This is a genomic window from Arhodomonas sp. KWT, assembly GCF_010993615.1.
Genome location: NZ_WNXE01000817.1, coordinates 1 through 752, shown reverse-complemented (window position 1 = coordinate 752; position 752 = coordinate 1). Strand labels below are relative to the sequence as shown.

General features: G+C 66.6%; 1 pseudogene. It reads right to left on the bottom strand.

What is annotated here, in order from left to right:
* Positions 1–542: pseudogene (locus G7A99_RS22635) on the bottom strand (sensor histidine kinase); the annotation flags it as partial.
* Between the last annotated feature and the right edge of the window lie 210 nt (positions 543–752).

Here is a 752-nt window from a genome sequence, read left to right as displayed (position 1 = left end):
CGGCTGATGAATACCGCGAGCAGGGTGGCGTCGAGGACGAAGCAGACGAACAGGCCGATGACGTGGAGCTCGAAGAGTTCCTCCACGCCGCCGTTGGGCAGCGCCAGGGGTACGTACCAGAGCGACAGCCCGCCGAAGCAGAGCGTGGTCGTGGCAACGATGAACCACTGGGCCCAGCCCTCCAGCAACACGGCCCCGAGTGTGACCTGCAGTGGGTAGAGGAAGATGAATGGGTTGGTGACGCCGCCACTGAAATACAGCAGCGCGGTGAGCGCGGCGACATCGGCGAGCAGCCCGGCCAGCAGCTCGACATTGCCCACGCCGATGCGCGAGAGCGCGCGGACCCGGTATGTGGTCGCGAGATTCAGCAGCAGCAGGGCGAGGAGCACCAGGCTCATCGCCTGAAGCGGCAGCCGGATGCCGAACCCGTAGGCGACGACGGCGATGGTCAGGAGCTGGCCCAGCAGCGCGATCCAGCGCAGCTCGATGAGCTGGACCAGGTTCTGGCGCCCGGAGGCGTCGCCACCGGGTTTCGGTGGCATCCGTGCCTCGGGGCCCGGAAACAGGAATGTCGGTAGTGGGTGTATCCGCATAGCAGGAGCGGAGCAATCCAGTGGAGACGCCTGAGGGACGGACCGGGACTTCTGGCTCGCCCGTGCACGGCTGCGCGGGGGAGGCCGGGGGACCGTCAGGCGCTTGCCCGTCGTTAGTCGGGCAACAGTTGCGTTGACATATAACAATAACGCGCGCGG